Below are 23699 nucleotides of genomic sequence, written 5' to 3'. Positions count from 1 at the left end.
GGCTACCGTCCGGTCGTGCAGACCGACGACGGGCAGCCGTACGACCCCGAGCTCATGGCCGCGGTGACCGACCTGGGCACCGCCCTGCGCGGGCTGGTCGACGCCTCGGTGCGCACCACCGTGCCGGCGGCCGACCTGCGGGCGACCGCCGCGGCGGTGCGGGAGCTGACCGCGCGGCTGACCACGGCGCAGCGGCCGGTGACGCGGCTGCCCGCGCTGGACGACCCGGTCGTGTTCCGCCGGGTCTACAACCCGGTGTCCGGCGTGGGCAGCGCCCTGGCGCCACCGGTGCGCTTCCGGCGCACCGACGGCGGCGTGCTCGGCCGGGCGACCCTCGGCCCGGCCTTCGAGGGCCCGCCCGGGTACGTGCACGGCGGGGTGAGCGCGCTGCTGGCCGACCAGCTGCTGGGCGCGGCGGCGATCGCGGCCGGGCTGTGGGGCATGACCGCCCGGCTGGAGCTCGAGTACCGGCGTCCCGTGCCGCTGGACACCCCGCTGGTGCTGCGGGCCTCGGTGACCGGGGCCTCCGGCCGGCGGGTCGACCTCGGCGGGGGCATCGCGACCGAGGCCGCGCCCGACGAGCCGCTCGTCGCCGCGCGCGGGGTGTTCGTCATGCCCCGCGCCGACCGGCACGCCGACTACTTCGGGGCCATCACCGACGCGCGCGGACGCCACGCCCCGCCCCGGCGCCCCACCGACGCGACGAGCGTGCCCGGGGAGGGGGCGTGACCGACGTCGCGGTCGCCGCGGCGGCGGCGCGGGCCGCCGCGGAGGCGCTGGTGGGGCTCCGGGCCGGCGGGCTCACCGGCCGGGCCCTCGGCGACGCGGGGGACGCCGCGGCCCAGCGGGCCATCACCCGGGTGCTGGCCGACCACCGGTCCGACGACGTGGTGTTCAGCGAGGAGGCCGCCGACGACCGCCGGCGCCTGGCCGCCGACCGGGTCTGGATCGTCGACCCCCTGGACGGCACCCGGGAGTACGGCGACCCGGAGCGGGCCGACTGGGCGGTGCACGTGGCGCTGTGGTCGGCGGGGGACCTGACCGCGGCCGCCGTCGCCCTGCCCGCGCTCGGGGAGGTGCTGGTGACCGACCCGCCGCCGGCCGTGCCGCCCGCCGGGCGGCGCCGGCTGCGGGTGGCGGTGAGCCGCACCCGCCCCCCGGCGCAGGCCGGGCCCGCCGCGGCCGCGCTGGACGCCGAGCTGGTCCCGCTCGGGTCGGCCGGCTACAAGGTGACCGCGGTCGTCCGCGGCGAGGTGGACGCCTACGTGCACGACGGCGGGATGTACCAGTGGGACTCCGCCGCCCCGGTGGCGGTCGCCCGGGCCGCCGGGCTGACCGCCGTCCGGCTGGACGGCTCGCCGCTGCGCTACAACGAGCCCGACCCCTGGCTGCCCGACCTCCTGGTGTGCCGCCCCGAGCTCGCGGACCGGCTGCTGGCCGCGGTGCGAGAGGGGTCACGTCCCCCCGGGTGAGCCGATGGCGGACACTGGACGGGAATCCCGACCGAACCGGTGCGGTTGGTGCTGGTTCGAGCCCTCCGCTCGTCACCCGCCCCGTGCGCCCCGCCCCGACCTCCGGAGACCGTGCCGTGACCACTCCCGACTACCGGCTCTCCCAGCTGGAGACCCTGGAAGCCGAGTCCATCCACGTGATCCGCGAGGTCGCCGCCGAGTCGGAGCGGCCGGTGCTGCTGTTCTCCGGCGGCAAGGACTCCATCGTGATGCTGGAGCTGGCCCGCAAGGCCTTCGCCCCGGCCCGGATCCCGTTCCCGGTCATGCACGTCGACACCGGGCTGAACTTCGACGACGTGCTCGAGTTCCGGGACAAGCGGGTCGCCGAGCTCGGCGTGGAGCTCGTCGTCGCCTCGGTGCCCGACGCGATCGCCGCGGGCACGGTGCGCGAGGAGCCCAACGGGTCGCGCAACCGCATCCAGACGCCGGTGCTGCTCGACGCCGTGGAGCAGCACGGGTTCACCGCGCTGTTCGGCGGCGCCCGCCGCGACGAGGACAAGGCGCGCGCCAAGGAGCGGGTGTTCTCCTTCCGCGACGAGTTCGGCCAGTGGGACCCCAAGAACCAGCGACCGGAGCTCTGGGACCTCTACAACGGCCGCATCCACCTCGGGGAGTCCCTCCGGGTGTTCCCGCTGTCGAACTGGACCGAGCTGGACATCTGGCAGTACATCGCCCGCGAGCAGATCGCCATCCCGCCGCTGTACCTGGCCCAGGAGCGGGAGGTCGTCGACCGGCAGGGGATGCTCTACGCGGTCAACCAGTTCGTCCGGCCCCGCGAGGGCGAGCGGACCTTCCGGGCCGTGGTGCGCTACCGGACGGTGGGCGACGCCAACCTGACCGCCGCGGTGCGGTCGGAGGCGACCACGGTGGAGGAGGTCATCGCCGAGATCGCGGTGACCCGCATGACCGAGCGCGGCGCCACCCGGGGTGACGACAAGGTGAGCGACGCCGCCATGGAGGACCGGAAGAAGGAGGGGTACTTCTGATGGCACCCGTGGAGAGCACCACCTCCCCCGTCGACGTCCACTCGGCCGCCGCCGAGCACGCCGCCGAGCTGGCCACCGCCCGCAAGGACATCCTGCGGATCGCCACCGCCGGCTCGGTGGACGACGGCAAGAGCACGCTGATCGGCCGGCTGCTGTTCGACAGCAAGGCGATCTTCGAGGACCAGTACGAGGCGGTCGCCCGCGCCAGCAAGGGCGACTACGTCGACCTCGCGCTGCTCACCGACGGCCTCCGGGCCGAGCGGGAGCAGGGCATCACCATCGACGTGGCCTACCGCTACTTCGCCACCCCGCGGCGGACCTTCATCCTGGCCGACACGCCCGGGCACGTGCAGTACACGCGCAACATGGTCACCGGCGCCTCGACCGCGGACCTGGCGATCGTCCTCGTCGACGCCCGCAAGGGCATGGTCGAGCAGAGCCGCCGGCACGCCTTCCTCGCCTCCCTGCTGCGGGTTCCGCACCTGGTCGTCGCGGTCAACAAGATGGACCTCGTCGACTGGTCGGAGGAGGTCTACGAGCGCATCCGGGACGAGTTCAGCGCCTTCGCCGCCAAGCTCGACGTCCCCGACCTGACGGTCGTGCCGATCTCGGCGCTGCACGGCGACAACGTCGTCACCCACTCGGACCGCACGCCCTGGTACCAGGGCCCGACGCTGCTGCACCACCTGGAGCACGTGCACGTGGCGAGCGACCGCAACCTGACCGACGCGCGGTTCCCGGTGCAGTACGTCGTCCGCCCGCAGTCCGACGCGTTCCACGACTACCGCGGCTACGCCGGCACGGTGGCCAGCGGTGTGCTGCGCACCGGCGACGAGGTGGTGGTGCTGCCCAGCGGGCTGACCACCACGATCGCCGGGATCGACGGGCCGCGCGGACCGCTCGACGAGGCCTTCCCGCCGATGTCGGTGACGCTCCGGCTCGCCGACGACCTCGACGTCTCCCGCGGCGACCTGGTCTGCCGGCCCGGCAACCGGCCCGAGACGACCCAGGACCTCGACGCGCTGGTGTGCTGGATGACCGACCAGCCGTTGCGACCGCGCCAGCGCCTGGCGGTCAAGCACACGACCCGGACGGTGCGCGCCATGGTCAAGGACCTCGCCTACCGGCTGGACGTGAACACCCTGCACCGCGACCTCGACGCCACCGAGCTGGGGCTCAACGACATCGGCCGGGTGCGGCTGCGCACCACCCAGCCGCTGTTCGTCGACGACTACACCCGCAACCGGGCGACGGGGCGGTTCATCCTGGTCGACGAGGCCACGAACGCCACCGTCGGCGCGGGGATGCTCACCCCCGCCGGCTGACGATCGACGCCGCCGGGACCGCGCGGTCCCGGCGGCGTCCTTCCTCAGGCTGCGGCGGCTCCCGCGCCGGACGCCTTCTCCAGCGCCCGGCGGGTGAGCAGCCGGGCCAGGTGCCGGCGGTACTCCGGGTCGGCGTGCATGTCCGACGACGGGCTGGTGCCCTCGTCGGCCAGCCCGGCCGCCTCCGCGATCGACGCGCCGCGGGCCAGCGCCTCCTCGGTGGCGGTGGCCCGCACCACGGCCCCGGCCATGTTGGCCAGCGCCACGCGGCCCTCGACGGCGGCCACGGCGACGATCGGCCAGTCGTTGGCCCGCCGGGTGAACTTCTCGTAGGCCCAGCCGGCCGAACCGGTACGCGGCACCCGCACCTCGACGATGACCTCGTCCTCGGCCAGCGCGGTCTCGTAGAAACCGAGCCAGAACTCCGTCATCGGGATGCTCCGGCGGCCTTCCGGCCCCTGGACGACGACGCTGCCCCCCAGCGCCAGCAGCGCCGTGGGCAGGTCGGACGCCGGGTCGCTGTGCGCCACCGTGCCGCCGAGCGTGCCCCGGTGCCGCACCTGCGGGTCGCCGACCTGGCTGGCGGCGTACGGCAGGATCGGCACCTCGGCCCGGGCGACGTCGTCCTTCTCCAGCTCGAAGTGCCGGGTGCCCGCGCCGATGGCCACCTCGTCCCCCTCGACCCGCACGTAGGACAGGTCGGGGATCCGGCTGATGTCGACCAGCACCGCGGGCATGGCCAGCCGCAGCTTCATCAGCGGCAGCAGCGAGTGCCCCCCGGCGATGAGCTTGGCATCGTCCCCGTGCTCGACGAGGGCCGCGACCGCCTCCTCCACCGAGCCGGGCCGCACGTACTCGAACGCCCCGGGGATCACGCTTCCTCCTCGCTGGCGCTCGTCGGGCGCGTGACCCGAGATGCCATGTCCATGGATGCCCTCGCGAGCTCGGTCATCGGGCCACCTCCTGGCCCTGCGGCACCTGACCGGCCGCGGGGCCGGCCTTGGCCGCGGACTGCACCGCCCGCACGATGTTGTGGTAGCCGGTGCACCGGCAGAGGTTGCCCTCCAGCCCCTCCCGGACCTCGCGGTCGCTGGGGTCGGGGTTGTCGGCGAGGACGCCGATCGCCGCCATCACCATGCCCGGCGTGCAGAACCCGCACTGCAGCCCGTGCTCCTCGCGGAACGCCTTCTGCATCGGGTGCAGCTCGCCGTCCGGGCCGGCGAGGCCCTCGAGCGTGGTGACCTGCGAGCCGTCGACCTGGGCCGCCAGCACCGTGCACGACTTCACCGACAGGCCGTCGACGATCACCGTGCAGGCCCCGCACGACGTGGTGTCGCAGCCGATGTTGGTGGCCTTGAGCCCCAGGACGTCGCGCAGGTAGTGCGCCAGCAGCAGCCGCGGCTCCACGTCGTCGGTGTGCTGCTGACCGTTGACGGTCATCGAGACCTTCATGCGTTGCTGCCTCCCTGCTGGGCCTGCTGGATCGCCCGCCACACCTTCATCGGCGTGGTGGGCATGTCGATGTGCCGGACGCCGAGGTGCGACACGGCGTCGATGACGGCGTTGTGGACGGCGGGCGTGGACCCGATCGTGCCCGCCTCCCCGATGCCCTTGGCGCCCAGCGGGTTGATGGGCGTGGGCGTGGCCATGTCCACCAGCTCGAAGCTCGGCAGCTCGGTCGCCGAGACGAACGGGTAGTCGGCCAGGGTGGAGGTCTGCGGGTTGCCGTCGGCGTCGTAGAGGACCTCCTCGAGCAGCGCCTGCGCCACCCCCTGCGCGTAGCCGCCGTGCCGCTGCCCCTCGGCCAGCAGCGGGTTGACGATGGTGCCGGCGTCGTCGACGGCGACCAGCCGCTGCAGCTCGGCCTTGCCGGACTCGACGTCCACCTCGACCACGGCCACGTGCGCGCCGAACGGGAAGGTCGGCGCGGCCGCCTCGAAGCGGGTCTGCACCACCAGCGGCTCGTCGGCGGCGAGCTCGGCGAGGGTGACCCCGGCGCCGGGCGTGCCGCGCACGGCGAGCGCGGCACCGGCCAGGTCCAGCTCGAGGTCGGCGGGGTCGACCTCCAGCCGCTCGGCCGCCCGCTGCTTGGCCAGCGCGACCAGCTCGACGGCGGCCTGGTGCACCGCGGCGCCGCCCTGCTGCAGGCTGCGCGAGCCCATCGTCCCGCCACCCCGGGGGATGCGGTCGGTGTCGCCGTGCAGCACGGTGATCTTCTCGACGGGGATGCCGGTCTGGTCGCTGGCCAGCATCGCCCAGGCCGTGGCGTGGCCCTGGCCGTGCGGCGAGGTGCCGGTCAGCACGGTCGCCGTCCCGTCCGGGTGCACCTCCAGCTCGGCGGACTCGGCCGAGCCCAGGCCGGTGTCGGCCCCGGTGATCTCGACGTAGGTCGACAGGCCGATGCCGAGCTGCCGCGCGTCCCCGCGCTCCCGGCGGCGGGCCTGCTCGGCGCGCAGCTCGTCGTACCCGGCCGCCTCGAGCGCCTTCTCCAGGGCCGCGGTGTACTCGCCGGAGTCGTAGGTGGCCCCCGAGGGGGTGGTGTGCGGCTCCGAGAAGGACGGGACCAGGTTCTTGCGGCGGACCTCGGCGGGGTCCATGCCGATCTCGGCGGCGAACAGGTCGACCGCCCGCTCGACCGCGGCGGTCGCCTCGGGGCGGCCCGCGCCGCGGTAGGCCCCGATCGAGGTGGTGTTGGTGGCCAGCGCCCGGCCGTGGGCGTGCACCTTGGGGAAGGCGTAGGTCGCCGCGGCCATGAGCATGGTGAGCGTCGGCAGGATGATCCCGACCCGCGGGTAGGCGCCGCCGTCCTGGTCGACGGAGATGCTGTAGGCCTCGATGGTGCCGTCGCGGCGGCCGCCGATCCGGACCGTCTGGTCCTGGCCGCGGCCGTGCAGCATGCCGACCAGGTTCTCGGAGCGGTTCTCCGTCCAGCGGACCGGCCGCCCGGCGCGCTGCGCCAGCCAGGCCGCGAAGGCGTACTCGGGGTCGGCGCCGATCTTCGCGCCGAAGCCGCCGCCCACGTCCGGGGTGATCAGGTGCACCCGGGCCGGGTCCAGCCCGAGCCAGCCGGCGATCTCGCCCTTGGCCTGCTGCGCGCCCTGGTTGGTGCACCAGATGGTGACCCGGCCGTCGTCCCCCCACGCGGCGGCGGCGGCGCGGGTCTCCAGCGGCACGGGGGCCACCCGCTGGTTGACCATGCGCTGCTCCACCACGACCTCGCAGCCGGAGAAGAAGTCCGCCGGGGCGGGCTCCCCGAAGGTGGCCATGACGTTCGTGCCGGCGTCCTCGAAGAGCAGCACCTCGCCGGCCGCGGCGTCGGCGGTGGTGACCACCGCGGGCAGCGGGTCGATGTCGACCGAGACCAGCTCGGCGGCGTCCTCGCCCTGGTAGCGCTCCTCGGTGAGCACGACGGCGACGATGTCGCCGACGAAGCGCACCTTGCCCTGGGCCAGCCAGGGCCGCTGCATGGCGGGCGGGACCATCGGCAGTCCCGCGGGGATCGGCGCGAGGTCCGCGCAGTCCTCGGCCGTGTAGACGGCCACGACGCCGGGCGCCTCGCGGGCGGCGGAGGCGTCGACCGACAGCAGCCGGCCGTGGGCCACCTGCGAGCGGACGAAGGTCACGTGCAGTGCTCCGGTGAGCCGGTCGTCGACCAGGTCGTCGGTGTAGGTCGCACCACGCGTGAGGAACAGCGGGTCCTCCGTGCGGACCACGCGGGTACCGAGGATGCTCATGCGCTCACTTTCCGTCGGGCGGGAGACCGCGATCACTATTTCCGACCGCGGGCCACTCCGCCAACCCCCCTCCCGCGGGGCGGGACGGCGACCGCCCCCCGTCCCCCTCGCACGCGGGCCGGCTGCCGCACGGGCCGCCCGGCGGCGGCGCTCAGCGCAGCCGCACCGGCAGGTGCTCCACCCCGCGCAGCGTGACCAGGTCGCGGCGCTCGGGCCGGCCGGCCACCCGCAGCCCGGGGAACCGCTCGGTGAGGGCCCGCAGGCCGACGACCCCCTCCAGCCGGGCCAGCCCCGCCCCGACGCAGTAGTGCGGGCCGGCGGAGAAGGCCAGGTGCGCGCGGGCGTCGGTCCGGGTGACGTCGAAGCGGTCGGGGTCGGCGAACACGTCGGGGTCCCGGTTGGCCGCGCCGATCAGCACCGTGACGCGGTCGCCTGGGTGCAGCCGGCGACCGGCCAGCTCGGTCTCCACCCGGGCCGTGCGCCCGGTGATCTGCACCGGGCTGTCGTGGCGCAGCACCTCCTCCACCGCGTCGGGCCAGCGCCCGGGCTCGGCCGCCAGCCCCTCCCACTGGTCGCGGTGGGCGTCGAGGAGGACGACGGCGTTGCCGAGCAGGTTGACCGTGGTCTCGAACCCGGCGCCGAGGAGCAGCATCACGGTCGCGTGCAGCTCGCGGTCGGTGAGCGCGTCCTCGTCGCGGGCGGCCACCAGGGAGCTGACCAGGTCGTCGCCGGGGTCCCGGCGGAGCCGGTCGAAGTGGGCCTCGAGGAAGCCGTGCAGCGCCCGCAGCGCCCGGTCCCCGGCGAGGAAGCGGCGCGGGGGGAGCCCGGGGTCGAGGGTGGCGGCCGCGGCGGCGCCCCAGTGGAGGAAGTCGTCGACGCGGTCGGCCGGGACGGCGAGCAGGTCGGCGATGACCAGGACGGGGAGGGGGGCGGCGTAGGCGGCGACGAGGTCGACCTCGTCCCCCGCGCGGGCCCGGGCCTCCAGCCGGTCCAGGAGCCGGTCGGCGGTGCGCCGCACGCGGTCCTCGGCGGCGGCCACCGCCCGCGGGGTGAAGGCGCCGCTGACCAGGCGGCGGTAGCGGGTGTGGTCGGGCGGGTCCACCACGAGCATGGACGGCGGCTCGGCGACACCGGTGACCGCCGGGTCGTCACCGAAGGCCAGCAACCGGCGGGCCGGCCGGGGCAGCCGCGACCAGTCGAACCCCACCCCGAAGCGGTCGGAGCGCAGGACCTCGGCGGCGACGGCGTGCGCGGCGGTGACCGGGCCGAGGGCGCTGCCGGCCAGGGGTCCGCGGGAGCGCACCTGCTCGTGCACGGCCCGCGGGTCCTCGCGGACGGCGGGGTCGCGCAGCAGCCGCGCCACCGGGTCCCCGCGACGGGCGGCGCGGCGGAGGTGCGCCGCGGGCAGTCCGTGCCGCAGCGACCACCGGGCGAGGGCCCGCGCGGGGCGCAGCACGGCCGGCCGGGCACCGCGGCCGGGAGCGGTCGGCACGCCCCCTCCCTCCGGTACGGGCGACGGGGGCGGCACCGGGGCCGGCGCCGCCCCCCGCGGGTCAGCTGTTCGGGTCGGGGGCGGCGCCGGGGTCGCCGTCCCAGTCCTTGCCCGCCACGTCGGCGTGCTCGGACGTGCTGTCGGTCTGCTCGGCCACGGTGCGCACCATCTCCTCGTCGGAGAGGCCCTCGCCCGCGCTCTCGCTGCGGCCGTTCGGCTCGCTCATCCCCACTCCTCGGGTCGGATCGGACTCGTCCCCCACGGGCCTCCCCGCGAGCCGCCGTCCGCAAACCCGGCTCAGACCCCCGGCGGGCCGAGGTCGAACCAGACCCGCTTGCCGCCCTCGTGGTCCTCGGCCCCCCACCGGTCGGCGATGAGCTGCACCAGCAGCATCCCCCGGCCGCGGGGGCGGCCGGTGTCGAGCTCGCGGACCACCGGCCGGACCGCGGACCCGTCGAGCACTGCGATGCGCAGCCAGCCGTCGGAGTACTCGAGCTCCAGCCGGATCGCCGCCTCGCCGGCGACGTGGTCGACGACGTTGGAGACCAGCTCGGTGACCAGCAGAGCGGCGTCGTCGCGGTCCTGGGGGGCCTCCCAGGCGGCGAGCACCTCCCGGACGGCGTGCCGGGCGGCGGGCACGCTGCGCGGCACCGGCGGCAGGTCCACGGCGGCGGTGAGGGTGGTCATCGGTCCCCGTTCGTCCGGGACGGGACCCGAGCGGCCGATCGCGCACCATCCCGTCGGGAGCAACGGAACCACACCACGCGCACCGATGCAACGACCGTTGCATGTCATGGCCGTTGCATGCAACACCTGTGCAGTCGTGTAGTGTGCAACCTGTTCGGGACCCGAGGAGGCGACGTGTCCGTCGAGCGCGACGAGGCCGCCGAGGCGCTGCGCGCCCTGGTCACCGCCCTCGAGGAGTGCGGCGACGAGCTGGCCGCGGCCCGGCAGCGCGCCGAGCAGCTGCTCGCCCAGCGGGAGACCGGGCGGCCCTGGCTGGAGATCGTCAGCGCCGAGGAGCGCCCCCTGGTCGTCGAGCGGCTCAGCTCGGTGATGGGCACCCTCGCCACCGCGGGCGGGGCCTGGCGGCGCGAGCAGGCCCACGCGCTGCAGGCCGAGCAGGTGAGCATCAACCGGATCGCCGCGCTGTACGGGGTGACCCGGCAGCGGATCTCCGCGCTGCTGCGCGAGCGCCCCGGCCAGGCGCCGGGCGCCTGACCCGGCGCCCGGCGCGCACGGGCCGGGCTCAGGCGCCGATCGCGTCGATGGCCTTGTAGACCCGCTGCTGCGAGACCGGCCGCGGGGTGCCGATCGCCTGCGCGAACAGGCTGACCCGCAGCTCCTCCACCATCCAGCGCACCCGGGTCACCGGGTCGTCGGGCGCGCCGCTGGGCGGCAGCTCCCGGCGCAGCTGCTCGTACTCGGCCGTGACCGCCGCGACCTGCTGCGTCCACAGCTCGTCGCGGACGGCGTTGGCCGGCAGCTTCTCCAGCCGGTGCAGCATCGCCGCCAGGTACCGGACGACGTCGGGCAGCCGCCGGCGGCCGGTCGCGGCGACGAACCCCCGGTGCAGCAGCCCGCCCATCTGCCGGCGCAGGTCGGCGAGCGCCGCTTCGGGCACCCGCCGGCCCGGCGCCGCACCGATGGCCACCGCGACCTCGCGCGCCCGGGTGAGCACCGCCTCGACCCGCTGCACGGTGTCCACCGCCAGCGGGTGCAGCCGCTCCCGGGCGGTCTGCAGCAGCGCCGCGAAGGCGGCCTCGTCCCGCGGCGGGCCGCCGGCGGCGGCCACCAGCTCGTCGGCGGCGGCGTCGACGCAGTCGTCCACCAGGGCCGGGATCTCGCCGTCGGGGTTGAACTGCAGCGCCAGCCGGGTCCGCGGGCCGAGACCCTTCACCACCTTCGCCGTCGGTGACCCGGCCGCCAGCACGAGCAGCCTCCGGGCGCCGCGCCAGGACAGCCGGGTGGCCTCGGCCTCGGTGGCGACCACGCGCACCCCGACCGTCGTCCCCTCGTCGACCAGCGCCGGGTAGGCGGTCCCGACGTGGCCGCCGCGGCGCACCTCGACGGTGCGCGGCAGGGTGCCGAACGTCCAGGTGGTCTGCCCCGTGCGCTCGAGGTCGGAGGCCGCCGCGGCCAGGCTGGCGCGCGCCTGCGGCGCGACCTGCGCCCGGAGGGCCTGCAGGTCCTTGCCGGTGGCGAGCTCGCGGTGCCGGTCGTCGACGACGCGGAAGGTGGCCCGCAGGTGGTCGGGCACCTCGGCCGGCCGCCAGGCGTCGGGCGGGACGACCACGCCGGCCGCGCGGCGCAGCTCCCGCTCCAGCGCCGGCAGCAGCGGCTCCGTGGGCTGGATGCGGGGCAGCACCTCGCGCACCCGGTCGGGGATCGGCACCAGCGCGCGGCGCGTCTGCTTGGGCAGCGTGCGCAGCAGCGCGGTGACCAGGTCCTCGCGCAGGCCCGGGACGGTGAAGGCCAGCGACTCCCCCGACGTCCGCTCGGCGACCGTGTCGAGCACGGCGAGGGGGACGTCGACGGTGACGCCGTCCTGCGGGGCGCCGGGGGCGAACGCGTAGGACAGCGGCAGGGTCAGCCCCTGGGTCAGCGGCACCTGGTCGGGGAAGTCCTCGACCCGCACCTGCTCCGCGGCCGCGGCGTCGGTGAGCATCTCCGGGGTGAGGGTGAGCAGGTCCGGCTGCTCGTGGCGGGCGCGCTTCCACCACCGGTCGAAGTGCCGGGTGGAGACGACGTCGGCCGGCACGCGGGCGTCGTAGAGCTCGAACAGCGTCTCGTCGTCGATCCGGATGTCGCGGCGGCGGGCCCGCTCCTCGAGCTCGGCGACCCGCTGCATCGCCTTCTGGTTGTCGTGCCAGAAGCGGTGGTGCGTCGTCCACTCGCCCTGCACCAGGGCGTGCCGGATGAACAGCTCGCGGGAGACGACCGGGTCGATGGAGCCGTACTGCACCCGGCGGCCGACGACCAGCGGGATGCCGTAGAGGGTGACCCGCTCGGTGGCCACGACCGAGCCGCGCTTGGCGTCCCACCGCGGCTCGGAGTACTGCCGCTTCACGAGGTGGTCGGCCAGCCGCTCCACGACCTCCGGGTCGACCCGGGCGACGGTGCGGGCGAACAGCCGGCTGGTCTCGACCAGCTCGGCGGCGACGACCCAGCGGGGCGGCTTGCGGGCCAGGGGCGTCCCGGGGGCGATGACGAACCGGGCGTTGCGGGCGCCGAGGTACTCCCGGCTGCCGCGCCGCCGGTCGCCGCCGCGGGCGTCCTCGACCTGGACGCCGACGTGCGAGAGCAGGCCGGCCAGCAGCGCGGCGTGGATGCCGCGCTCGTCGGGCTCCGCCGCGAGCTGCCCGACCGACATGCCGAGCCGGCGGGCGGTGCTGCGCAGCTGTCCGTGCAGGTCCTGCCACTCGCGGATGCGCAGGTAGTGCAGGAACTCGCGCTTGATCGTGCGGCGGAACTGGCTGCCCGAGAGGGCCTCCTGCTGCTCGCCGAGGTACCGCCACAGGTTGAGCAGGGCCAGGAAGTCGGAGTTCTCGTCGGCGAACCGGGCGTGCGCCTGGTCGGCGGCCTGCTGGTGCTCGCCCGGCCGCTCGCGGGGGTCCTGGATGGTCAGCCCGGCGGCGATCACCAGCACCTCCTCGAGAACGCCGCGGCGGTCGGCCTCGACCACCATGCGGGCCATGCGGGGGTCCAGCGGCAGCGCGGCCAGGGCCCGGCCGGTGGGCGTGAGCCGGCGGGTGGGGCTGTCGGCGGAGCCGTCCAGCGCGCCGAGCTCCTCGAGCAGGGCCCGGCCGTCGGCGACCGCGCGGCGGTCCGGCGGGTCGATGAACGGGAAGTCGGCGACGTCACCGAGCTCCAGCGCGGCCATCTGCAGCAGCACCGACGCCAGGCTGGTGCGCAGGATCTCCGGGTCGGTGTACTCGGGCCGGCTCTCGAAGTCCTCCTCGCTGTAGAGGCGGATCGCGATGCCCTCGCTGGTGCGCCCGCAGCGGCCCGAGCGCTGGCGCGCCGAGGCCTGGCTGACCGGCTCGATGGGCAGCCGCTGCACCTTCAGCCGCGCGCTGTAGCGGGAGATCCGGGCGACGCCGGTGTCGACGACGTAGCGGATGCCGGGCACGGTCAGGGAGGTCTCGGCGACGTTGGTGGCCAGCACGACCCGCCGCCCGGTGTGCGGCGCGAACACCCGGTGCTGGTCGGCGGTCGACAGCCGCGAGTAGAGCGGCAGCACCTCCACGCCGGGGAAGCGGTCGCCGAGGGCGTCGGCGGTGTCGCGGATCTCGCGTTCGCCGGCGAGGAACACCAGGACGTCGCCCGGGCCCTCGGCGACCAGCTCCTCGACCGCGTCGCCGATCGCGGTGACCTCGTCGCGGTCGGGGTCGGAGTCCGGGTCGTCGGGGTCGACCACCGGCCGGTAGCGGACCTCGACCGGGTACGTGCGCCCGCTGACCTCCACCACCGGCACGCGGGCGCCCTCGCCGCTGAAGTGCCCGGCGATCCGGTCGACGTCGATGGTCGCCGAGGTGATGACGACCTTGAGGTCGGGACGGCGGGGCAGCAGCCGGGCCAGGTAGCCGAGCAGGAAGTCGATGGTGAGGCTGCGCTCGTGCGCCTCGTCGATGATCAGGGTGTCGTACTGGCGCAGCAGCCGGTCACGGCCGATCTCGTTGAGCAGCACGCCGTCGGTCATGACCTTGACCAGGGTGGAGTCGCCCACCTGGTCGGTGAAGCGGACCTTCCAGCCCACCGCCCCGCCCAGCGGCGTGCCGAGCTCCTCGGCGACCCGCTCGGCCACGGTGCGGGCGGCGATCCGGCGGGGCTGGGTGTGCCCGATCCGGCCGCGGACGCCCCGGCCCAGCTCGAGGGCGATCTTCGGCAGCTGGGTCGTCTTCCCCGACCCGGTCTCCCCGGCCACGACGACCACCTGGTGCTCGCGCAGGGCCGCGGCGATGTCGTCCCGGCGCGCGCTGACCGGGAGCTCGTCGGGGTAGCGGATGACGGCCGGGACGGCGGCCCGGCGGCGGGCGATGCGCTCCTCGGCGGCCGCGACGTCCGCGGCGACGCGGGCCCGCTGGCGCGCGCGGGCCTCGGCGTCCCGCGTCCTGCGGGTGCCGTCGAGCCGGCGGCCCAGGCGGTGCTCGTCCTCGAGGGTGAGCCCGGGGAGCCGCGCGCGCAGGTCGTCGGGCGGGGTGGTCACGCGGGCTCCTCGTCGTCCTCGGGGGGTGTGCTCGTCGGTGCGGTCCGGGGGTCGCGGCGGTCGCCGGCCGGGACGCCGGGACCCAGGATCCCACCGCCCGGCCAGGGGGCCGGACGTGGCGGACCGCACAGGTGCGTGGGCACCGCATCTCGATGCGTGCTGTCTGCAACCGGTTGTAGGGTGCACCTGTTCCCCCTCCCTCCCCACCGGAGCACCCGTGCCCTCCTCCCCCGCGCAGCCGGCGACCGACGACCGGTCCGCGCAGCTGCGGACCCTCGGCGAGCAGCTGCCGCGCTTCATGCGCCTGGTGCACGCCCTGAAGAACAGCCAGGTCGCCGACGGCCGCGAGCGCGCGGCCCTCGTCCTGCTCTTCCCGCTCGAGCGCCTCGGCCCCCTGCGGCAGAGCGCCCTGGCCGAGCAGGTGCACGCCGACCCCTCGACCGTCAGCCGGCACGTCGCCGCGCTCATCGAGCAGGGCCTGGTCCGGCGCGTCGCCGACGAGACCGACGGGCGCGCCAGCCGCCTCGTCGTCACCGACGCCGGCCGGGAGGCCCTGCGCTCCGTCCGCGCCGAGCGCGAGGCGCACCTGGCCCGGGTGACCGCCGCCTGGGCGCCCGGGGAGCTCGCCGACCTGACCCGGCTGCTGGGTCGGCTGCTCGACGACGTCGCCGCCTCCCTGCCCCCCGCCGACCCCGCCGTCCCCTGCCCGGGAGAGACCCCATGACCACGAGCACCCGACCCACCGCGGCCGAACGGCGCGAGGCCCGCGTGGCGGCCGCCGCCCCCGGCCAGGACGGCGTCTTCACCCACCGGCAGATCCTCACCGTGCTCGCCGGCCTGATGCTGGGCATGTTCCTGGCCGCGCTGGACCAGACGGTCGTCTCGACGGCGATCCGCACCATCGCCGACGACCTGCAGGGCTACGACCTCCAGGCCTGGGCGACGACCGCCTTCCTGATCACCTCGACGATCAGCACGCCGCTCTACGGCAAGCTGTCCGACATCTACGGGCGGCGGCCCTTCTACCTCTTCGCGATCGCGGTCTTCGTCCTGGGGTCGGCCCTCTGCGGCATCGCCACGTCGATGTACGAGCTCGCCGTCTGGCGCGCGGTGCAGGGCATCGGGGCCGGCGGCCTCATGTCCCTGGCGCTGGCGATCATCGGCGACCTCGTGCCGCCGCGGCAGCGGGCCAGGTACCAGGGCTACTTCATGGCCGTCTGGGGCACCTCCAGCGTGCTCGGCCCCGTGGTCGGCGGGTTCCTGGCCGGGCAGTCCGCCCTGCTCGGGGTCGACGGCTGGCGCTGGATCTTCTGGGTCAACGTCCCCCTCGGCGTCCTGGCCTTCGCCGTGGTCATGCGGGTCCTGCACCTGCCGCACGAGCGCCGCGAGCACCGCATCGACTGGCCCGGCGCGCTGGCGCTCGTCACCTGCCTCGTGCCGCTGCTGATCGTCGCCGAGCAGGGCCGCACGTGGGGCTGGGCGTCGAGCGGGGCGCTGGTCTGCTACGCCCTCGGCGCCGTGGGGCTGGTCGCCTTCGTGCTCGCCGAGCGGAGCTACGGCGAGGACGCGCTGCTGCCGCTGCGGCTGTTCGGCAACCGCAGCTTCACCGTCGCCGGGATGGGCAGCGTCGTCATGGGCGCCGGCATGTTCGGCGGCCTGCTGCTGCTGCCGCAGTACCTGCAGATCGTCCAGGGCGCCAGCCCCACCGAGGCGGGGCTGCAGATGCTGCCCCTGGTGGCCGGGATCATCGCCGGGGCGATGAGCTCCGGTGTGGCGATCTCGCGCACGGGCCGGTACCGGGTCTTCCCGCTGGTGGGCACCGTCCTCATGACGACCGCACTCGTCGCGCTGTCGTTCGTCGTGGACGCCGACGCCTCGTACTGGAGCCTGGTGCCGCTCATGGCGCTGCTGGGGATCGGCCTCGGCATGAACATGCAGCCGGTGGTCCTCGCCGTCCAGAACGCGGTCTCGCCGCGCGAGATGGGCGTGGCCACGTCGTCGGTGACCTTCTTCCGCCAGATGGGCGGCACGATCGGCACGGCCGCCTTCCTGTCGCTGCTGTTCACCCGGCTGCCGCAGGACATCGACGCCGCCGTCACCGACGCCGTCCGCGCCGAACCGGCCCTCGGCCCCCGGCTGCAGGAGCTGCTGGCCGGCGGCGGTGCGGCGGACCTGTCCGACACCTCGTTCATCCAGCAGCTGCCGCGGGCCCTCGCGCTGCCGTTCGAGGTCGGGTTCTCCGACTCGATCGACCTGGTGCTGCTGGTCGCGGCCGCCGTGGTGGCGCTCGGCTTCCTCGTCCTGTGGTTCCTGCCCGAGCTGCCGCTGCGCGACCAGTCCGGCATCCAGGCACAGGCGGCGGCCCGGCAGACCGCGGGTCGTCCCACGGCCGCCGACGGGGAGGCGCAGGCCAGCCAGGCGGCGGGCGCGGCGGCCCCGACGTCCGTCGCCCCACCGGTGGGCCGGCCCGGCGACGCCGACGCCGGAGGCCGCCACCGCGGCTGACGGCCTGCCACCGGCGCGATCACGGCGCCGTGACCACCCGGGAACCCCCGGGAGCGGTCACGGCGCCGTGATCGTCCCGGGCTACGGCGTGAAGACGGCGCGCACGCAGCCGTCCTCCTTGTCCTTGAACAGCCGGTAGCCGCGCGGGGCCTCCTCCAGCGGCATGACGTGCGTGGCCAGGTGCTCGGTCACCAGCTCACCGCGCGCCATGTGCTCGAGGATCCGCGGGGTGTAGCGCTGGCCGTGCACCTGGGCGCCGCGGAGGGTGAGGCCCTTGTTCATCACCGCGCCGAGCGGGAACTTGTCCACCATCCCGGCGAAGACGCCCAGCACGAAGACGCTGCCGCCCTTGCGGCAGGCCAGCACCGCCTCGCGGACCGCGCTCGACCGACCGGTCTGCAGCCGCAGCTGCTGCTTGACCTGGTCGTAGACGCCCTGGACGCCGGGGCTGTGGGCCTCCATGCCGACCGCCTCGATGCAGACGTCGGGCCCGCGGCCCCCGGTCGCCTCCCGCAGCTCGGCGAGGACGTCGGTCTGCGAGTAGTCGATCGTCTCGGCGCCGACGTGCTCGCGGACCTGGGCCAGCCGCTCGGGGATGCGGTCGACGACGAGGACCCGCTCGGCGCCCAGCAGCATCGCGGCGCGGGCGGCCATCTGCCCGACCCCGCCGGCGCCCCAGACGGCGACGACGTCCCCCGGCTTCGTGCCGGCCAGGTCGGCGCCCGTCCAGCCGGTGGACACCGCGTCCGAGGCGAACAGCGCCCGGTCGTCGCTGACCTCGTCCGGGACGACGAACGCGCCGACGTCGGCGTAGGGCACCCGGATGTACTCGGCGTGGCTGCCGGCGTAGCCGCCCATCGCGTGCGAGTAGCCGATGCAGCCGCCGGGGCTCTGCCCCCACAGCCCCTCGGTGATCCCGGGGTTCGGGTTGCCGTTGTCGCACAGGGAGTACAGCTCCTGCCGGCAGTACCAGCAGTGCCCGCAGGCGACGAAGGAGTTGACGACGACCCGGTCCCCGACCCGGCGGTGCCTCACGCCCCGGCCGACCTCGACGACCTCCCCCATGAACTCGTGGCCGAGCACGTCGCCGGCCCGCATGGCGGGGATGTAGCCGCCGATCAGGTGCAGGTCCGAGCCGCAGGTGGTGGTGCGCCGCACCTTCAGGATGACGTCGTGGTCGTTGAGGATCTGCGGATCGGGCACGGTCTCGACCGAGACCTCGTTGACGCCCGTCCAGGTCGCCGCCCTCATGACACCCCCCGTTCGCTTCCGCGGTCGCTCCGCTCCTCGTTCGCAGACCTCGCTGCGATGCCCGCTCCCTGTCCGCTCACAGCACGCCCTGCTTCCCGGCCGAGGCCGCGGCCCCCTCGAGCGCGGCACCCTGCGGGGTGCCCGCCCGCCGGCCGTGCGGCTGCGGGTCCACCCGGAGCACCTCGCCGACCTCCAGCAGCTGCTTGGCCTCGCGCAGCGCCGCGCGCAGCCGCCCGAGGTCCTCCTCGCCGGCCGGGTCGCGGAACCGGGCGGCCAGCTCGCTGCCCCGGTCCCCCGGCGCCGGGGTCACGCGCACCTCGATGCGGTCCCCCAGCGCGGCCAGCGGGGCCGGCAGGTCCGCGCCGGTGCCGACCTCCGCCGGCGGGCGCAGCACGGTCACCGCCCGCCAGCGCCGGGCGGCGGTCCCCGGGTCGTCCGTGGTGGACGCCTGGCCCGCGCCCGGCAGGCGGACGTGCTGCAGCCGGCGGAGCAGCTCGGCGCCCGCCGCGCCGGCCAGTCCCGAGGCGCGGTCGAGCAGTTTCGGTGCGGCCATGAGGCCCTCCTCCCCGCACGCCCGTCCGGCGCGCGCAGGTGCCCACCTACCCTCGGGCGGGAGCGGGCCAACCGACCGCCCCGAAGCAGTTCCGACACCGATGGAGGCACCGATGCCCGCGTCGCTCGTCCTGTCCCGCCGGGACCTGCAGTTCCTCCTCCACGAGTGGCTCGACGTCGAGAGCCTGGTCAAGCGCCCCCGCTTCGCCGAGCACTCCCGGGAGACCTTCGACGCGGTGATGGAGCTCGCCGAGCAGATCGCCGCCGAGCACTTCGCGCCGCACAACCGGAAGGCCGACGAGAACGAGCCCCGGTTCGTCGACGGCCGCGTCGAGCTGATCCCCGAGGTCGGGCAGGCCCTCGCGGTCTTCCGGGAGTCCGGGATCATGGCCGGCACCTTCGACGAGGAGTACGGCGGCATGCAGCTGCCGCAGACCGTCGGGCAGGCGGCCTTCGCCTGGTTCAAGGCGGCCAACGTCGGGACGTCGAGCTACCCCTTCCTGACCATGGGCAACGCCCGGCTGCTGCTGGCCCACGGCTCCCAGGAGCAGAAGGACACCTACGTCCGGCCGATGCTCGAGGGCCGCTGGTTCGGCACGATGGCGCTGTCCGAGCCGCAGGCCGGGTCGTCGCTGGCCGACATCACCACCCGCGCCGAGCCGCAGGACGACGGCACCCACCGGCTGTTCGGCAACAAGATGTGGATCTCGGCCGGCGACCACGAGCTGACCGAGAACATCGTCCACCTGGTGCTGGCCAAGATCCCCGGCGGCCCGCCCGGGGTGAAGGGCATCTCGCTGTTCGTCGTCCCGAAGGTCCTCGTCGAGGAGGACGGGTCGCTGGGCGAGCGCAACGACGTCGTCCTGGCCGGGCTCAACCACAAGATGGGCTACCGGGGGACGACGAACACGCTGCTCAACTTCGGGGAGGGCGTGCACACCCCCGGCGGCCGGGCCGGCGCCGTGGGGTACCTGGTCGGGGAGCCGCACAAGGGGCTCTCCTACATGTTCCACATGATGAACGAGGCCCGGATCGGCGTCGGGATGGGCGCGACCGTCCTCGGCTACACCGGCTACCTGCACGCGCTGGAGTACGCCCGCACCCGCACCCAGGGCCGCCCGGCGAGCAGCAAGGACCCGTCCTCGCCGATGGTGCGGCTGGTCGACCACCCCGACGTCCGCCGGATGCTGCTGGCGGCCAAGAGCTACGCCCAGGGCGGGCTGGCGCTCGGCCTGTACTGCGCGCGCCTGGTCGACGAGGAGCGGACGGCGGAGACCGAGGAGGAGCGCGCCCGCGCCCACCTGCTGCTCGACACGCTCACCCCGATCGCCAAGGCGTGGCCCTCGCAGTGGGGCCCGGTGGCCGACGACCTCGCCATCCAGGTGCACGGCGGCTACGGCTACACCCGCGACTACCCGGTCGAGCAGTTCTACCGGGACAACCGGCTCAACCCGATCCACGAGGGCACCAACGGCATCCAGGCCCTCGACCTGCTCGGTCGCAAGGTCACGATGCACGGCGGCGCCGGGCTGCGGCTGCTGGCCGAGACCGTCGGGGCGACGACGGCCCGCGCCGCCGGGACGCCGTTCGCCGACCTCGCCGCCGACGTCGACGCCGCGGTCGCCCGGCTGGTCTCGGTGACCGGCACGCTGTGGGGCACCGGCGACCCGGCGCTGGCCCTGGCCAACGCGTCGGCCTACCTCGACGCGGCCGGGCACACCGTGGTCGCCTGGCTGTGGCTGGAGCAGGCGCTGGCCACCCGGGAGCAGACCAGCGACTTCCACGAGGGCAAGCGCGCCGCGGCGCGGTACTTCCAGCACTGGGAGCTGCCCAAGGTGCACACCTGGCTCGACCTGCTGGAGTCGCTGGACCGCACGGTGCTCGACACCCCCGACGCCCACCTCTGAGGAACTCCCCCGGGGACCGGCTGGAGGGCCCGGACACACCCGCGCCCCGCCGCTCCGTCAGGGAGCGGCGGGGCGCGCAGGTCGGCAGGTCAGGCGGCGCGGGCCGCGTGCACCGGTTCGGCGGCGACCGGCGCCGGTGCCGGCGTCGCCGTCCGGCGCGCGGCGGCGCGCTGCTCCTGCTCGTACCGTGCGGTGCTCTGCGTCCCCATCAGGATCACCAGCGCGGTCAGCGCCAGGAAGCCGATGAGGGTCAGTGCAGGCCACAACACCATCTGTCCATCCCCGTCTCGTGTGCTCGGGCTGGTACCGCGTCCGGCGCGGCACGTCGTCCGGGCGCTCCATCCCCACCCGCACGCCCTCTCAATCGTCGATTCCAGGTGTTCACCTGAGCAGGTGTGGCGTACCCCACCTGCACGGACGCCGGTGACCGTGCACGGCCGGGCACCGGGCCCGTGATCTGATCGCGGGGTGCCCCGAGCCGACGCCGCCCGGAAGCGGCCGGTGCGCCCGGTCCTGCTGGTCGCCACCCTCGCCCTCGGCACGACGGCGCTGTCCCTGCTGCAGAGCCTCGTCGTCCCGGTGCTGCCCACCATCGCCGACCAGCTCGGGGTCTCCCCCACCGCGGCCGGGTGGGTGCTCACCGCCAACCTGCTGGCCGCGGCGGTCTCCACCCCGGTGCTGGGCCGGCTCGGGGACGCCTTCGGCGAGCGGCCGGTGCTGCTCGGCATCCTCGCCACGACGTGCGCCGGCACGCTGCTGGCCCTGGTGACGTCGTCCCTGCCGGCCCTGATCGTCGCCCGGGTCCTGCAGGGGGTCTCCTACGGGCTGTTCCCGCTGTCGATCAGCGTGCTCCGCCGGGAGCTCCCACCCGGCCGGCTCACCGTCGCGATGTCGGTGGTGAGCAGCACGCTCGCCGTCGGCGGCGTGGTGGGACTGGTCGCCGCGGCCCTGCTGACCCGGGACGGCGGGGACTACCACGGGCCGTTCTGGATCGGGGCGGCCGTCTCGCTGGCCGCCCTGGCGCTCACCGCCGTCGTCCTCCCGCGCCGGCCGGCGACCGGGGGCGGGCGGGTCGACTGGTGGGGCGCGCTGGTGCTGGGGGCCGGCCTGGTGCTCCTGCTGCTGCCGGTCTCCCAGGGCAACGGCTGGGGGTGGACGAGCCCGGCCACCCTCGGCTGCCTCGCCGGCGCGGTCGCCGTGCTCTCCGGCTGGGTGGTCCTGCAGCGCCGGCGCGCCGAGCCGCTGGTGCGCCCCGCCCTGCTGGCCGACCCGCGGACCCTCGTGCCCACCGTGGCCGGGCTGATGACCGGCGTCGGGCTGTTCGCCTCGTTCCTCGGTCTGCTCGCGTTCGTGCAGAGCCCGCCGCCGGCCGGCCTCGGGGCCTCGGTGGTGGAGGCGGCCGTGGTCTACCTCCTCCCCGGCGGGGTGGCCGGGGTGCTGCTGGCGCCGGTGGCGGGCCGGGTCGTCGCCCGGGTCGGGGCGCTGCCCACGCTGCTCACCGGCGCCGTCTCCGGGATCGCCGGGTTCGGCCTGTTCGCCGTGGCCCGCGCCGAACCCTGGCAGGTGGTGACCGCCGGGCTGCTCACCCAGCTGTGGGCCACCGTCGCCTACGCGGCGCTGCCCGCGCTGGTGGTGGCCGCCGTCCGGCCCGAGGAGACCGGCGTGGCCAACGCGGTCAACTCGATCGCCCGCTCGGTCGGCCAGGCGCTGGGCAGCGCGGTCACCGTGGCGCTGCTCGCCGCGGGCACCGACGCCCTCACCGGGCGGACCGCGCCGGAGGCCACGACCGCGGTCGCGCTCGTCGGGGCGGGCGCGGCCGCCGTCGTCGTCCTGGTGGCCCTGCTCGGGCTGCACGGCTCCCGGCGGCGGGCCCGCGGCACGCCGGAGACCGGGGCGACGGCCGGGGCCGGGGAGTGGTCCCCGGTCAGCGGGGTGCGCTGAACCGCAACACACCCGACACGCCGCGCCGGGCATGGAACGGGACCGTCCGGGGCACCGGATCGGAGACGTGTGCACGCCCCATCCCCCGGAGGACGATCGATGGCCCGCCCCAGCGGCTCCCGCAGCGCCTCGAACGAGGTCACCTCGCCCGAGGCCCGGGACACCCGGTTCTCCGGCAACACCGCCGGCGACCCGGCCCCCCACGACGACAACATCAGCGCCACCCGCACCGACACCCGCCCGACGGGGACCGACACCAAGCCCACGGCCGGCGGCACGCTGAAGCGGACGGTCAAGGAGTTCAGCGAGGACAACCTCACCGACTGGGCGGCCTCGCTGACCTACTACGGCACGCTGGCGCTGTTCCCGGCGCTCATCGCGCTGATGTCCATCGTCGGGCTGCTCACCAACCCGCAGCAGCTGACCGACGCGCTCACCGCCGTCATCCCCCAGCAGGCCGCCAGCACGCTGGAGCCGGTGATCCAGCAGATCGCGGGCAACACCGGGGCGGCGGGCTTCGGCCTCGTCCTCGGTCTCGCCGGTGCCATCTGGACGGCCTCGGGCTACGTCGGTGCGTTCACCCGTGCGGCCAACGTGGTCTACGAGAAGCCCGAGGGTCGCAAGATCTGGAAGCTCAAGCCGCTGCAGCTGCTGATCACGCTGATCGGCGTCCTGTTCGCCGCGGTCATCGTCGCGATGCTGGTCCTGAGCGGCCCGGTCGTGGAGGCCGTCGGCTCGGCGATCGGGCTGGGCAGCACGGCCCTGACCGTGTGGAGCTGGGTGAAGTGGCCGGTGATCGTCGTGATCGCCGCGCTGATGATCGCCGTCCTCTACTACTCGACGCCGAACGCCAAGCTGCGCGGCTTCAGGTTCGTGAGTCCCGGTGCCGCCGTGGCCCTGCTCGTGTGGGCCGTCGCCTCGGCGCTGTTCGCCTTCTACGTCGCGAACTTCAGCAACTACAACGCGACCTACGGCGCGCTCGCCGGCGTGATCGTCTTCCTCATCTGGTTCTGGCTGACCAACATCGCCCTGCTCTTCGGCATCGAGCTCGACGCCGAGATCGAGCGCGGCAAGGAGATGAAGGAGGGCGTCCCGCACGCGGACAAGGAGATCCAGCTCGACGCGCGCGACGAGCCCAAGGAGCGCAAGACCGCCTAGGTGTACTGACCAGCAACGTTGGTCGAGGACGTGTGACCACACGATCTGACTGACTGATCTTGTGGAGGGAGGACCTCCGGACGTGGAGTGGAGCTGCTGAAGGCGACCACTCACACGATCCGGAGGTC

The 23699-nt window shown here is 75.1% G+C and carries 20 protein-coding genes; 10 read left to right on the top strand and 10 right to left on the bottom strand.

Going from position 1 to position 23699, the window contains the following annotated elements; genetic code table 11:
• Positions 1-15 precede the first annotated feature (15 nt).
• Genes ACI8AC_RS22335 through ACI8AC_RS22320 form a run of 4 tightly spaced genes read left to right on the top strand, consistent with a single transcriptional unit; the run spans position 16 to position 3822 of the window.
• Positions 16-729 carry a PaaI family thioesterase gene (locus ACI8AC_RS22335; RefSeq protein ID WP_456900045.1) on the top strand — a complete coding sequence of 238 codons (714 nt, stop codon included), beginning with the start codon at positions 16-18 and terminating at the stop codon, positions 727-729.
• Positions 726-1472: an inositol monophosphatase family protein gene (locus tag ACI8AC_RS22330; RefSeq protein ID WP_456900044.1), complete on the top strand. Its 747-nt coding sequence runs from the start codon at positions 726-728 to the stop codon at positions 1470-1472. Before ACI8AC_RS22335 ends, ACI8AC_RS22330 begins: the two co-directional genes overlap by 4 nt.
• The gene (cysD, locus tag ACI8AC_RS22325) at positions 1406-2497 is read left to right on the top strand and encodes a sulfate adenylyltransferase subunit CysD (protein WP_456900043.1); all 1092 of its coding nucleotides are present in this window, start codon (positions 1406-1408) and stop codon (positions 2495-2497) included. Before ACI8AC_RS22330 ends, cysD begins: the two co-directional genes overlap by 67 nt.
• On the top strand, positions 2497-3822 hold the full coding sequence (locus ACI8AC_RS22320) for a sulfate adenylyltransferase subunit 1 (protein ID WP_456900042.1): 1326 nt from the start codon (positions 2497-2499) through the stop codon (positions 3820-3822). Before cysD ends, ACI8AC_RS22320 begins: the two co-directional genes overlap by 1 nt.
• Positions 3823-3866: 44 nt before the next feature.
• Here ACI8AC_RS22320 and ACI8AC_RS22315 read toward each other — a convergent pair whose 3' ends face one another.
• The 6 genes from ACI8AC_RS22315 to ACI8AC_RS22290 form a co-directional block, all read right to left on the bottom strand.
• The gene (locus ACI8AC_RS22315) at positions 3867-4697 is read right to left on the bottom strand and encodes an FAD binding domain-containing protein (RefSeq protein WP_456900041.1); all 831 of its coding nucleotides are present in this window, start codon (positions 4695-4697) and stop codon (positions 3867-3869) included.
• A 73-nt stretch (positions 4698-4770) separates the two neighbouring features.
• Positions 4771-5274 carry a (2Fe-2S)-binding protein gene (locus tag ACI8AC_RS22310; protein WP_456900040.1) on the bottom strand — a complete coding sequence of 168 codons (504 nt, stop codon included), beginning with the start codon at positions 5272-5274 and terminating at the stop codon, positions 4771-4773.
• Positions 5271-7556: a xanthine dehydrogenase family protein molybdopterin-binding subunit gene (locus ACI8AC_RS22305; protein WP_456900039.1), complete on the bottom strand. Its 2286-nt coding sequence runs from the start codon at positions 7554-7556 to the stop codon at positions 5271-5273. Before ACI8AC_RS22305 ends, ACI8AC_RS22310 begins: the two co-directional genes overlap by 4 nt.
• Positions 7557-7707: 151 nt before the next feature.
• A complete protein-coding gene (locus tag ACI8AC_RS22300) occupies positions 7708-9048 on the bottom strand; it encodes a cytochrome P450 (protein ID WP_456900038.1) in 1341 nt (446 codons plus the stop codon).
• Between the two features lie 61 nt (positions 9049-9109).
• On the bottom strand, positions 9110-9274 hold the full coding sequence (locus ACI8AC_RS22295; protein WP_456900037.1) for a hypothetical protein: 165 nt from the start codon (positions 9272-9274) through the stop codon (positions 9110-9112).
• A 71-nt stretch (positions 9275-9345) separates the two neighbouring features.
• A complete protein-coding gene (locus tag ACI8AC_RS22290) occupies positions 9346-9735 on the bottom strand; it encodes an ATP-binding protein (RefSeq protein WP_456900036.1) in 390 nt (129 codons plus the stop codon).
• Positions 9736-9909: 174 nt separating this feature from the next.
• Between ACI8AC_RS22290 and ACI8AC_RS22285 the strand changes: the two genes are divergently transcribed.
• Positions 9910-10269 carry a hypothetical protein gene (locus ACI8AC_RS22285; protein WP_456900035.1) on the top strand — a complete coding sequence of 120 codons (360 nt, stop codon included), beginning with the start codon at positions 9910-9912 and terminating at the stop codon, positions 10267-10269.
• A 28-nt stretch (positions 10270-10297) separates the two neighbouring features.
• On the opposite strand, the gene hrpA is transcribed toward ACI8AC_RS22285, so the two are convergent.
• A complete protein-coding gene (gene hrpA, locus ACI8AC_RS22280; protein WP_456900034.1) occupies positions 10298-14257 on the bottom strand; it encodes an ATP-dependent RNA helicase HrpA in 3960 nt (1319 codons plus the stop codon).
• A gap of 217 nt (positions 14258-14474) precedes the next feature.
• On the opposite strand from hrpA, the gene ACI8AC_RS22275 reads away from it, so the two are divergent.
• The gene (locus tag ACI8AC_RS22275; RefSeq protein WP_456900033.1) at positions 14475-14981 is read left to right on the top strand and encodes a MarR family winged helix-turn-helix transcriptional regulator; all 507 of its coding nucleotides are present in this window, start codon (positions 14475-14477) and stop codon (positions 14979-14981) included.
• Positions 14978-16762, top strand: coding sequence for an MDR family MFS transporter (locus tag ACI8AC_RS22270; RefSeq protein ID WP_456900032.1), 1785 nt, complete (start codon positions 14978-14980; stop codon positions 16760-16762). The genes ACI8AC_RS22275 and ACI8AC_RS22270 overlap by 4 nt, the downstream gene beginning before the upstream one ends.
• A gap of 81 nt (positions 16763-16843) precedes the next feature.
• Here ACI8AC_RS22270 and ACI8AC_RS22265 read toward each other — a convergent pair whose 3' ends face one another.
• Positions 16844-18013, bottom strand: coding sequence for a zinc-dependent alcohol dehydrogenase (locus ACI8AC_RS22265; RefSeq protein ID WP_456900031.1), 1170 nt, complete (start codon positions 18011-18013; stop codon positions 16844-16846).
• 76 nt (positions 18014-18089) lie between these two features.
• Complete coding sequence (locus ACI8AC_RS22260) at positions 18090-18566, bottom strand: hypothetical protein (RefSeq protein ID WP_456900030.1); 477 nt, start codon at positions 18564-18566, stop codon at positions 18090-18092.
• 112 nt (positions 18567-18678) lie between these two features.
• Here ACI8AC_RS22260 and ACI8AC_RS22255 point away from each other — a divergent pair, with 112 nt between their 5' ends.
• A complete protein-coding gene (locus tag ACI8AC_RS22255; RefSeq protein WP_456900029.1) occupies positions 18679-20472 on the top strand; it encodes an acyl-CoA dehydrogenase in 1794 nt (597 codons plus the stop codon).
• An 89-nt stretch (positions 20473-20561) separates the two neighbouring features.
• Here the strand turns inward: ACI8AC_RS22255 and ACI8AC_RS22250 are convergent, their stop codons facing one another.
• Positions 20562-20744 (bottom strand): hypothetical protein, encoded by a 183-nt coding sequence (locus ACI8AC_RS22250; protein ID WP_456900028.1) that lies wholly within the window; start codon positions 20742-20744, stop codon positions 20562-20564.
• Between the two features lie 196 nt (positions 20745-20940).
• Between ACI8AC_RS22250 and ACI8AC_RS22245 the strand changes: the two genes are divergently transcribed.
• On the top strand, positions 20941-22413 hold the full coding sequence (locus ACI8AC_RS22245) for an MFS transporter (RefSeq protein ID WP_456900027.1): 1473 nt from the start codon (positions 20941-20943) through the stop codon (positions 22411-22413).
• A 99-nt stretch (positions 22414-22512) separates the two neighbouring features.
• Complete coding sequence (locus ACI8AC_RS22240) at positions 22513-23571, top strand: YihY/virulence factor BrkB family protein (RefSeq protein WP_456900026.1); 1059 nt, start codon at positions 22513-22515, stop codon at positions 23569-23571.
• Positions 23572-23699: the final 128 nt, after the last annotated feature.

The sequence above is a fragment of the Geodermatophilus sp. SYSU D00758 genome (assembly GCF_054049955.1).
Note: the sequence above shows the minus strand (reverse complement) of the source record. Positions and strands in the feature narration are given on the sequence as shown.

Coding starts and splice junctions, on each gene's coding strand:
- ACI8AC_RS22295 (WP_456900037.1), bottom strand. CDS start 9,274: ATGAGCGAGCCGAACGGCCGCAGCGAGAGCGCGGGCGAGGGCCTCTCC.
- ACI8AC_RS22270 (WP_456900032.1), top strand. CDS start 14,978: ATGACCACGAGCACCCGACCCACCGCGGCCGAACGGCGCGAGGCCCGC.
- ACI8AC_RS22305 (WP_456900039.1), bottom strand. CDS start 7,556: ATGAGCATCCTCGGTACCCGCGTGGTCCGCACGGAGGACCCGCTGTTC.
- ACI8AC_RS22265 (WP_456900031.1), bottom strand. CDS start 18,013: ATGAGGGCGGCGACCTGGACGGGCGTCAACGAGGTCTCGGTCGAGACC.
- ACI8AC_RS22255 (WP_456900029.1), top strand. CDS start 18,679: ATGCCCGCGTCGCTCGTCCTGTCCCGCCGGGACCTGCAGTTCCTCCTC.
- ACI8AC_RS22260 (WP_456900030.1), bottom strand. CDS start 18,566: ATGGCCGCACCGAAACTGCTCGACCGCGCCTCGGGACTGGCCGGCGCG.
- ACI8AC_RS22310 (WP_456900040.1), bottom strand. CDS start 5,274: ATGAAGGTCTCGATGACCGTCAACGGTCAGCAGCACACCGACGACGTG.
- ACI8AC_RS22320 (WP_456900042.1), top strand. CDS start 2,497: ATGGCACCCGTGGAGAGCACCACCTCCCCCGTCGACGTCCACTCGGCC.
- ACI8AC_RS22240 (WP_456900026.1), top strand. CDS start 22,513: ATGGCCCGCCCCAGCGGCTCCCGCAGCGCCTCGAACGAGGTCACCTCG.
- ACI8AC_RS22250 (WP_456900028.1), bottom strand. CDS start 20,744: ATGGTGTTGTGGCCTGCACTGACCCTCATCGGCTTCCTGGCGCTGACC.
- ACI8AC_RS22290 (WP_456900036.1), bottom strand. CDS start 9,735: ATGACCACCCTCACCGCCGCCGTGGACCTGCCGCCGGTGCCGCGCAGC.